12 protein-coding genes and 3 pseudogenes are annotated in these 8748 nt (G+C 42.0%); 8 read left to right on the top strand and 7 right to left on the bottom strand.

Annotated elements, in window-relative coordinates:
• A pseudogene (locus tag HJG39_RS05535) lies at positions 1-416 on the bottom strand (hypothetical protein); the annotation flags it as partial.
• A gap of 137 nt (positions 417-553) precedes the next feature.
• On the opposite strand from HJG39_RS05535, the gene HJG39_RS05530 reads away from it, so the two are divergent.
• The 3 genes from HJG39_RS05530 (at position 554) to HJG39_RS05520 (ending at position 2372) form a co-directional block, all read left to right on the top strand.
• Complete coding sequence (locus HJG39_RS05530; protein ID WP_268407562.1) at positions 554-961, top strand: GFA family protein; 408 nt, start codon at positions 554-556, stop codon at positions 959-961.
• 84 nt (positions 962-1045) lie between these two features.
• A complete protein-coding gene (locus HJG39_RS05525) occupies positions 1046-1549 on the top strand; it encodes a GNAT family N-acetyltransferase (protein ID WP_268407560.1) in 504 nt (167 codons plus the stop codon).
• 127 nt (positions 1550-1676) lie between these two features.
• Complete coding sequence (locus HJG39_RS05520) at positions 1677-2372, top strand: suppressor of fused domain protein (RefSeq protein WP_268407558.1); 696 nt, start codon at positions 1677-1679, stop codon at positions 2370-2372.
• Between the two features lie 110 nt (positions 2373-2482).
• Here the strand turns inward: HJG39_RS05520 and HJG39_RS05515 are convergent, their stop codons facing one another.
• Entirely contained in the window at positions 2483-2980 is a 498-nt protein-coding gene (locus tag HJG39_RS05515; RefSeq protein WP_268407556.1) for a GNAT family N-acetyltransferase, read from the bottom strand.
• Complete coding sequence (locus tag HJG39_RS05510) at positions 2977-3249, bottom strand: type II toxin-antitoxin system TacA family antitoxin (protein ID WP_268407554.1); 273 nt, start codon at positions 3247-3249, stop codon at positions 2977-2979. The genes HJG39_RS05515 and HJG39_RS05510 overlap by 4 nt, the downstream gene beginning before the upstream one ends.
• Before the next feature lie 222 nt (positions 3250-3471).
• On the opposite strand from HJG39_RS05510, the gene HJG39_RS05505 reads away from it, so the two are divergent.
• A complete protein-coding gene (locus HJG39_RS05505; RefSeq protein WP_268407552.1) occupies positions 3472-3816 on the top strand; it encodes a hypothetical protein in 345 nt (114 codons plus the stop codon).
• Positions 3817-3975: 159 nt separating this feature from the next.
• Positions 3976-5586, top strand: a complete 1611-nt coding sequence (locus tag HJG39_RS05500; RefSeq protein ID WP_268407550.1) for a DUF4365 domain-containing protein — start codon at positions 3976-3978, stop codon at positions 5584-5586.
• A gap of 331 nt (positions 5587-5917) precedes the next feature.
• Here the strand turns inward: HJG39_RS05500 and HJG39_RS05495 are convergent.
• The 4 genes and pseudogenes from HJG39_RS05495 to HJG39_RS05480 form a co-directional block, all read right to left on the bottom strand.
• Positions 5918-6064, bottom strand: a pseudogene (locus tag HJG39_RS05495) (IS110 family transposase); the annotation flags it as partial.
• Positions 6065-6249: 185 nt separating this feature from the next.
• Positions 6250-6636 (bottom strand): HipA domain-containing protein, encoded by a 387-nt coding sequence (locus HJG39_RS05490; RefSeq protein WP_268407589.1) that lies wholly within the window; start codon positions 6634-6636, stop codon positions 6250-6252.
• Positions 6637-6758: 122 nt separating this feature from the next.
• Complete coding sequence (locus HJG39_RS05485; RefSeq protein WP_268407548.1) at positions 6759-7310, bottom strand: HipA N-terminal domain-containing protein; 552 nt, start codon at positions 7308-7310, stop codon at positions 6759-6761.
• Positions 7311-7322: 12 nt separating this feature from the next.
• Positions 7323-7637, bottom strand: a complete 315-nt coding sequence (locus tag HJG39_RS05480) for a helix-turn-helix domain-containing protein (protein WP_268407546.1) — start codon at positions 7635-7637, stop codon at positions 7323-7325.
• A 245-nt stretch (positions 7638-7882) separates the two neighbouring features.
• Between HJG39_RS05480 and HJG39_RS19410 the strand changes: the two genes are divergently transcribed.
• The 3 genes and pseudogenes from HJG39_RS19410 to HJG39_RS05470 form a co-directional block, all read left to right on the top strand.
• The gene (locus tag HJG39_RS19410; RefSeq protein ID WP_442781000.1) at positions 7883-8026 is read left to right on the top strand and encodes an AlpA family phage regulatory protein; all 144 of its coding nucleotides are present in this window, start codon (positions 7883-7885) and stop codon (positions 8024-8026) included.
• The gene (locus tag HJG39_RS19405) at positions 7995-8141 is read left to right on the top strand and encodes a helix-turn-helix transcriptional regulator (protein ID WP_442781004.1); all 147 of its coding nucleotides are present in this window, start codon (positions 7995-7997) and stop codon (positions 8139-8141) included. The genes HJG39_RS19410 and HJG39_RS19405 overlap by 32 nt, the downstream gene beginning before the upstream one ends.
• Positions 8142-8185: 44 nt before the next feature.
• Positions 8186-8698: pseudogene (locus HJG39_RS05470) on the top strand (hypothetical protein); the annotation flags it as partial.
• Positions 8699-8748: the final 50 nt, after the last annotated feature.

The following is an 8748-nucleotide window of genomic DNA, read 5'->3' as shown; positions in this document are numbered from 1 at the left end:
GACTTTAATAACTTCACCAGCTTCAACGCATCTCGACGGTCGGTTTTAATATGTTCGCCGGGCTTTTTAGGGATAAGAGAGGGGGCAACCACATAACAACAGTGACCAAGGCTGGTGATCAGGCGATAAATCCACAAATTGGCCGGGAGCCAATTTGAACAGCTTTAGCTGGCCGAAGGTGAGTATCAGGGATGATACGAATAATATCCGCAAGGCCCAGCTTCATAAACAAAGTGAAGTGTGGCGTTAGGATATTTGGACTCAAATTGACGAAGCAGCTTTTTAACACTGAGCTTAGATGATGGAATTCGCCCATAGTGCACAGGCGTTGCTCCGCGATGCTCTTCACAATACGCGACCTCATGAAATTCTTTGTGCGTATCCAGTCCGATAAAAATCATGCTATGTTTGTTCATGCTAGCCTCCAAATTGATTTAGTATTGAACAAACTAATTATGGCACTGGCTTTTAGCTAACCCACGAAAATGCGGAGACTAGCATTTCATAGGGAGTCATTGTGTCTAGCTGTACATGAGATAGAGGTTTATTACGAATGAAATACCCAATTACTGGCTCATGCCAATGCGGACAAGTCACCTACAAGCTCTCTAAACCTCCGATTGCTGTAGCTGCGTGTCACTGCAAGCAATGTCAAAAGCTCTCGACGAGCGCCTTTAGCATTACGGCAATGATAGATTCAGACGCCATTGACATAAGTGGTGAAATGAATGAGTGGAGTAGGGTTGCTGCTAGTGGCAATACAAGCTCAGCTAAGTTCTGCCCGGTGTGCGCTAACCACATATACCATTACAATCCAAATAACCCTCAACACCTAATGTTGAAGCCATCCACGCTTTCAGATACAAGTGATATCAACCCAACCATTCACGTTTGGGTTTGTGAAAAGCAAGAATGGTTAAAAATACCAGAAGGGGTGTTGAGCTATGACACACAGCCATAGGCAGCTAACAAACGCGTCAATTAGGACGCTCGCAAGCTAGCGCCTATTACGTGAGGCGTTAAGTGTCAAGAGCACGGAGACCAAATGGATTTAATACTTCCTTCAATTGACTATAAAAATAGTTACATTGAATATATTGAGGAGCTAGGTGCGGAGGAGCGTTATCCGTTTCCAATGGATTTTGATTGTTCAGACTTTGATGCATTGTTGGAAAAAATAGACAATTTTGCGAATGGGGTAAATATTCCCCCAGGATACGTTCCGAGCACAACTTTATGGCTAGTAGAATCGGGGGAGCTTATAGGTGTAACTAATGTACGACATTACCTTAGTCCAGAAATAGAGCATTGCGGGGGACACATTGGTTTAGGTATTCGACCTTCTTATCGTGGTAAGGGATTGGGGAGTAAGCTCATGAATTTATCGATCAAGAAATTAAATGCTATGGGTGTAAATTCGGTTCATATACACTGCTACAAAGAGAATATTGCTTCTGCAAACGCTATTATTTCAAATGGTGGTGTGCTTGTGTCAGAGTTATCTATTGATAATAAAACGGTACAACGGTATGTGGCTGCAAACACTTAACAAACAGCTCCAGTCGACGTCTTGGTCTTCGCTCCTATTTGTGCATGGCCTGCGGCCATTGTTGCACAAATATCCACTACAACCAAAACGCAACTGAGCAAGGCGTTAGCTCAAAAAAAGGATGACTATGAGCACTGAAATTTATGATCAAACTAATGAAGCTCGTGACACTTTGTTTAGCTCATTAGGCAATGTTGACCCTGATGTTATCGGGCACATAATCAATCCAGCGTTTATGGGGGGGCCTCAGTGGCCTTCTCTTCGTCAGGCATTTAGCATCATTCGAACTAATAATAGTATAAAGGTTGCTAGCAATGGGCTGTCTGATCCCTTCGAAGATATGGCTGAGCCTAATAATGGTTTCAGGTTAGAGGTCATTGCGGAAACGGCTGAGAAACTTGAAGCTGACATATCTAACACTTGGCTGTTTAAGCTAGTTTACGCAATATCTCAACAAGCAGCCCATAATGGCCAAATAGCGGATTTTGTTGCATCTCATGGTGTCGTTACTATGGAGCTATACGCAGAAGATTGCGGCCTTGAAGAGTTTCAAAATAAAGATGGTATGGTAGGCGTAATTCTTGGTGTCGAAAGCCCAGATATGCCCAAAAGCATAAATTTCCCAGCAGAAGAAATTACTCTAGTTACGGTTCAAATTCTGACTCCCGATGAGCTAGATTACGTGGCCGAGAAACGAGCAGAAGGTCGTAACCATATACACGAATTGCTTCAGAAAAAAGGTATTTACCATCGTATTAAACTAAACAGAAAGTCTGTGTTGGAAAACGGTAGTTCCAAATGGAAGTTCTGGAAAAAGAGCTAACAAACGGCTCCACCGGACAAATTTGGGCGTCACCTTTTTTGTTCTAAAAAAGCCGCCACAAAAATTTGCTCGGTGAGCCGGACGTTAGTTTGCTACAGGCTAGCGGTTAACTAGCCTAAGCTTGCTCTTACATCCGCGATGGTGATGAAGAGTTTGTTTTCAGCGTCTTGAAATGCCTGAAAGCCATAGCGTTCATAAAAATATTTTGCACCGTCTTTGGCATCAACGATAACAACTGGAAATGCAACGCTATCACTAGCAGCTAATAGCTTTCTGAGTGCATCGATGAGCAGCCACTCACCAAAGCCTTTCCCTTTGTATCTGTCATCGACAGCAAGACGGGCAATTAGGCCACCAGAGGTAGATGATTGGTGCTTTTTTTGTAATTTATCGGGCAATGCCTTTAAGTCAATTGGTGTCATTGTTAGCGTGTAAAAGCCGATGATATGTGAGCTGTCGTTATCATCTTCCAGAACAAACGTTCTGGTGTTGTCTTTCTTTGCTTGCTGACTCGCCATTACTTTTAAGTAATTATTGAGAACTTCGATACCACAGTTGAATCGGTTTCTATCGTGTTTTACTTTATCTAAAAGTACCGCATTCATCACTGAGACTTGCTCTCGTATCGTTCAGAGGCCGCTCTTAGTTTTGAGTTCTGTGTTGTTGGGCGGTCTAATGCGTCCATCAGCAACATCGCATCGGCTTGGCTCAGTTTTAAGGCTTGCTCACGTTCGATGACTTGTTTCGCCTTTTCAATTGCAGCGCTTAGAACAAATGAGTTAATACTAGACATACCAGCGATAGCGGCAGCTTTAGTGAGTAAATCTTGTGTATCGACATCAACTCTAGCGGTGATGCGAGGCAAAGTAGTAGCCATAATGTTATCTCCTGTTGTGACAAAATGTCACATGGATATTATGGTCTTAAAATGTGCAATTAGCAATCGTTGTGTCACTTTGGCACGCAAACTAACAAGCAATTCAAGTGGATTCTCAACGCGTGGCAGTTTTACTATGCGTTGAGTAAAGTGTTTTACGGTGTAATGCGGTGGCTTGGTCAGTGCGTTGTTCACCACTTAATTGGGCGTTAAGTGAAAATCATGCTTAGTACAGATGAAAAGGACAAAGTCATTGAGGAAATTAGCTTATGGAGCAAGTTACCTGAATTAAGTAAGTTTGCTGTTAAAAGGCATGGATATGGGAATTCAGATGGAGGTTTTGGGGTTACCTACGAGCATGATTTGGATGATTATGATCGTGAAGTTGAAGGTAATTATATACCAAAGGGTTGTTTAGAAGTTTATGGTTTTTGGGGTAAACCTGACGGATATGAATTTCATATAAGTGAAAAAGACTATTTGCTGGTTCTAGCTGAAGTATTGAAAAAAGAAGGGTTTGAACCAGAAGCTAAAGAAGTTCTTAACAAAGTGACGGAAATCACTTAACAAAGCTATCTACCGGACTTCATTTCCGTCGCTTGGTTTTTATGTTGGGTAGCATAAAAATCCAATCAACTACAATTCGCCGATAATAGCGGCGTTATGTGTATTAAGTTGTAGCAAGACAACACCAAATTTTTTTTACTTATGGATTGAAGCAAATAAATGAGTGACTACAAAAGGGCAATCGAACAAGAAGGAGTTAAGTATTTCGGCTTTAAATCTGCTCAATTTAATGTTTTGGTTAGAGAAACTGATACTCATGATAAAGGCATTGATGCAGAAGTAGAGGTATGCAAATCGTTCACCATAGACGGTAAAACTCCTTTTGTTGGAATTCAAGTTAAGTCTCGTACTGATGCCAAAACACTTGCAGACGGAAATTTCACACTATCGGTTACAGAACAAAACCTTGACTATTGGTCGAAATATGGTCGACCAGTAGTATTGATATTATATGATAAATCTAGCTCTGAACTATATTGGGAAAGAGTAGACAAGGCTAAAAGTACTCAAATTCATATAAATAAAAATAGTATTTATAATGCTTCATCAATATCGAGCTTAGTGAATTTCTGCCGTGAATATGCAATAAAAATAATTCAAGAAACTAGTTTTGTAGAATTTGAGCCGATCCTTGCGTCACTAGGGAATGATTATGGCTCGATAGCTCAGCCTCTAATAAAGAGATTGAAAGATTTTTATTCCGCATATGAAAATGAATTATTTGATGAATCGTGCACTCTGATTAAACCTTTGGCTGAAATATTTTATGACTCTAAAGATATTATCTCAAACTGTGCATTAGCCCATAGTCAGAACAATGACAAAGAATCGCTCACTTACATCAGAAAATTACTGCAACTTGATGCGATCGGTTTCTCTGAGTATGCACTCTCTGCCACTTGCTTCGCTAATTTCGATGATTTTGAAAAATCACTTCCTCTTTTTAGAAAATCTCTCAAGTTACACGATTGTATTGAAACAAAAAACAATTATGCTCTTACTCTTTATCGAGCAGGAGAGTATGAAGAGTCAGAATTAATCTTTTCATCATTAGTTAAGTCTTCCTCTATCGACGCGAAAGCTATGTTTAATTATGCTTTGCTTCTGACTGCAACTAATAGGTTTGAAGAGTCAATCTCAGCATATGAAAGTGCAATATTAAAAGATGCATCGCTAGCTGATGCATATAATAATATGGCTTTACTATATCAAGCTATGGGAATGCACGACCAAGCTTTTAAAGCATACTCTAGGGGTATAAAAAACTCCTCTGAAGGTTGTTATTATTTATGGGTTAATTATGCAAGGCTGCTCAAAGACTATGGAGAAGATCAAAAATCTTTAGAGTATTATATGAAAGCTATAGAGTATCGAGGAGAGGGCTCTATATATCGAGATGTTGCACTCCTTTATTGTAGGTTAGGAAACACGAATGAAGCTGAAGACATTTTATCCAAACAAATTAACTCGATCTTTGACCCAAGCATGGAGATTGTTTCTGGTACAAAAACTGCGATATTAGATACAGGTTTCGAAGTTCAATATGTCCTCAAAATAGAAACCGTCGACGATAGAATCATAATTTTTGAGTTTCACGATTGCAGTGAGAAAAGCTTATTTAACGGCTTAAGAGAATATGCAAATGAGCACAACATTCCTTTTGGCATATTGAAAAATGCTTTCTTAGAGGAAAACTCGGAAAAGCGACTTAAAGAAATTTCTGCATATCATTGTTCAACACATAACAAGCAAAATCAGGCGGACGCGTAATCGCGCCGCTGTTTTGAGCGTTGGTATGACTCCCTTTGTCAAGCCTAAACGAGTGTATCCCTGACGCTCTATCAGTCCATAATCAGTCTTTTTTCTCACTCAAAATAAATGAGCTAACGCATCGAATGAGGCAGTAATGTCGTAGGTTACTTACTCAAAGAATAAGCAGAGCTGACCTTACTCAATCCGCCGTGGTCCGGTGATTGCTCAGTAATTCTCATCAGTCTATGCTCGTGGGTCAATCACGGTTAAGTGGTTGCCATCATAACGCCCTCGTAGGTTGTGCCACATTCCGCGGCCTGAACCGAATGCGTTAGCTCAAACTCGTTTATCATGCAGGTACTCTACTTAGTCTCAATTTTGGATTAACAGGTGTGAGTACCACTTCTTTTGCGATAGCCCAAATGTAAGCCGCCATTTCTCTGGCTATTGCAGTAATGATTAAATTGTAATGTTTCCCTTTTTTGCTCATGCGTTGATCGAATATCAGGCATCAAGGTCTACAAATTGTTGCCTGTGAAGTCACTTTGTGTAGACCTATAACTGCTGAATTTCGCCGTTCGGTAAAACGCATAGACGAGTACTCAACTTGCTTTTTACACTTTTACGCGCAGGAAAGTGCAGGTTTTTACATCTTTATTCGCATAAAAGTGTAATGGCGTTCTAGTCGAGTATAAAGCAGTCCCTCAATAGCTCCCTTTCTTCTTTGCTAATGCCTGCTTGTTGGGCAAGGCTTTCCCATTGTGAAACGGCTGTTAACAATCTTTGGTGGATGGTATTGGCTTTACTTTCAGTAACGTGAAAATACTCTGCAACGTCAAATGCTAAGTCAATCGAAAGCGCATTGCTTACGTCATCAATATTAAGGTGTAGACCAGTGGCGTATAACATAGGATTGATATCGTAGGCAGGAGGTAGCCGCCAACCAGTCGATTCCAGAATGAATCCATGATTTCTAAGATGATCATCACAATTAGATACCATGATATTAAACAGTATTCTGGTCCAAAGTTGTTCAAGATCTGCCTGAGTATTCGAGCCGTGTTGGATCAGAAACTCAGCCAGCTCTAAGTAACTTGCCCCTTCATCCTAGCCATCAAAGTACTCCAGTTGAGTCATCGCAGAGCTGAAGTGTAGCCGCTTCCCTGTTTCGGTACGGTCGAACCTTTTTGTTAAAAAAATATTATGTCTGCCAATGGCTTCAACTTTTGACTCAGCCATTTCAGATAATCTGGATTACCTAAATCCGGAGTTTCTTCGATTTTGTTGGCGGCATGTTGTAGCTCGGGTAAGCTGGTTATTGTGGGTGCTGCCAGCTCATGGCTGTCGTCTAAAAATGGACCCATTGGCGATGCACAAAAGCGCAGCGCTCCCATGCGAAATGAATCGTGAACACCTAATAAGTAATCCGTCTCGTATAGGTTTTTTGCTCGCCGCTTTTCTTGTCTAGCAACCACCGCTTCTCTGCGTTGCATTAACAATCGACCCCAACGATCAGGACATGAGTCGAGAAATGTTTTGAAATTTTGATTGCCCTGTGCATGTTGCTCGCCAACGAATAGTTTTAAAGAAGGGTCAATCTGGCGAACATAATCGGAAGTAAGCCATGTCTTGTCATAACTAAAGCTGAAATGTTCTTTGCCTCTAATTTCTGACGATCGTAATGTACCAACTAATATAGGGTCGGTTGACTCAGTCCAATCAGCATAAACGTAGATTTCCATAATGCGACACTCTTATTTTTTGTTCAGCAATTGGATGTCTTGCAGCTTTCTTCCCAGCTCGTCATCAAAGGCGACTTTCGCTAGGTCTTCCACGAGATCTAAAGAGGCTAATACATTGACATAGTGACCAAGCGAAACGGAAGGATCGCCTTTTAGAATTTTTCGTAGCGTTGGTTTAGACAGACCAGTTCTTTCGTGCAGCATTTCTTGGGTAATGCCGCGGCGCTTCATTGCCAGAGTTAAGTTCTCGCCCAAGATGCTTAACACCTTTTTGTGCTTTGGAAAAATGACGGCTGTGCGTTTTTCTGTTGATTTGATGGTATTCATAGTGAAACTATATTTTCAATTTTCGGTATATGGAGAAGTTATAGTTTCACTTTTGTTGTTTGCCTCACACTCCGTGTGTTGTAACACACCACTTACCCCTTGGGCTTTTGGGGCAGTTTGATAGCAATACCCTCAGAAAGCTGCACGATCTTGGCGTTTATCTGCCTACTGCGTCCGTTTAACTCTTTAATACTAGTGGGGGCAAACTCCTAACTGAACTTAACAGATCAGTGAGGAAGCAAACGATGAACCTAACTACACAATCACCCACAAACTCGGTATACCCAGCGTGTCAGCAGCGGATTTTGCGTTTGCCCGAGGTAAAGGCAAAAACAGGCTTTGGCCGCAGTACCATTTATGCTCCTGTTTATACAAAAGAGAGAGGCTAGCGGTGAATTTCCGCGATCTATTCGTATTGGAGCGCGTGCCGTGGGCTGGTTAGAAAGCGATATCGACCAGTGGATTGAAACCCGCCGTATCGGTGCTGCTTATGGCCGTGGATAAACCATCAGCATCAAACCAATTACCTGCCAGTGAGATGAATAACAACGCGCCAACATTACGGCAGCTTGGCTTTGACGGTATTTAACGCAGCACAGCGCGCAGGTGCGACCCGTTTTCCAAAACGTACGGCAACGTTTTTTAGCCAGCTTAACCAATGGATACTCGCTCGCGGTGGTGTGGCCGCCAATGAAGACCAACAAGCCATTCGTCAGGTACGCAGTTTTATTGAACAACATGGTGAAAGCCGTTTTACGCCCAAACAAACCGGTTACAGCTGCCAAGTACGTCAACGAGCAGGCTGGATAGACCGCTCCGGTGCATTCCTGCACTCGCGGCATACCGTTCATCCTGAACATAACACTACAGGCCTACAAACCCTCTACCTGTTTGACCCAACCGGCTGGCGTGAAGCCACCGAAGGTCTAAGCCCAGATCGCGCCGCTAAAGCACTGATGGCCGCAGGCTACCTAATCCCCGATGGCAACCTACCACAGCGTAAAGTCAGCCTGCCCGACAACACCCGACCACGTACTTCTTTTGAAATAGACAGGGCGTGAAAGGCAACATCTTAGATGACTAAAAAGGCGATAAATCCTGTGTGGGCTTG

It is taken from the genome of Alteromonas sp. a30 (genome assembly GCF_026788005.1).
Lineage (GTDB): Bacteria > Pseudomonadota > Gammaproteobacteria > Enterobacterales > Alteromonadaceae > Paraneptunicella.
Note: the sequence above shows the minus strand (reverse complement) of the source record. Positions and strands in the feature narration are given on the sequence as shown.

Excerpts from the sequence above, each read along its gene's own strand:
- HJG39_RS05485 (WP_268407548.1), bottom strand. The coding sequence starts at position 7,310 with ATGGAAATCTACGTTTATGCTGATTGGACTGAGTCAACCGACCCTATA.
- HJG39_RS05525 (WP_268407560.1), top strand. The coding sequence starts at position 1,046 with ATGGATTTAATACTTCCTTCAATTGACTATAAAAATAGTTACATTGAA.
- HJG39_RS19410 (WP_442781000.1), top strand. The coding sequence starts at position 7,883 with ATGAACCTAACTACACAATCACCCACAAACTCGGTATACCCAGCGTGT.
- HJG39_RS05480 (WP_268407546.1), bottom strand. The coding sequence starts at position 7,637 with ATGAATACCATCAAATCAACAGAAAAACGCACAGCCGTCATTTTTCCA.
- HJG39_RS05505 (WP_268407552.1), top strand. The coding sequence starts at position 3,472 with ATGCTTAGTACAGATGAAAAGGACAAAGTCATTGAGGAAATTAGCTTA.
- HJG39_RS05530 (WP_268407562.1), top strand. The coding sequence starts at position 554 with ATGAAATACCCAATTACTGGCTCATGCCAATGCGGACAAGTCACCTAC.
- HJG39_RS19405 (WP_442781004.1), top strand. The coding sequence starts at position 7,995 with ATGCTCCTGTTTATACAAAAGAGAGAGGCTAGCGGTGAATTTCCGCGA.
- HJG39_RS05520 (WP_268407558.1), top strand. The coding sequence starts at position 1,677 with ATGAGCACTGAAATTTATGATCAAACTAATGAAGCTCGTGACACTTTG.
- HJG39_RS05510 (WP_268407554.1), bottom strand. The coding sequence starts at position 3,249 with ATGGCTACTACTTTGCCTCGCATCACCGCTAGAGTTGATGTCGATACA.
- HJG39_RS05500 (WP_268407550.1), top strand. The coding sequence starts at position 3,976 with ATGAGTGACTACAAAAGGGCAATCGAACAAGAAGGAGTTAAGTATTTC.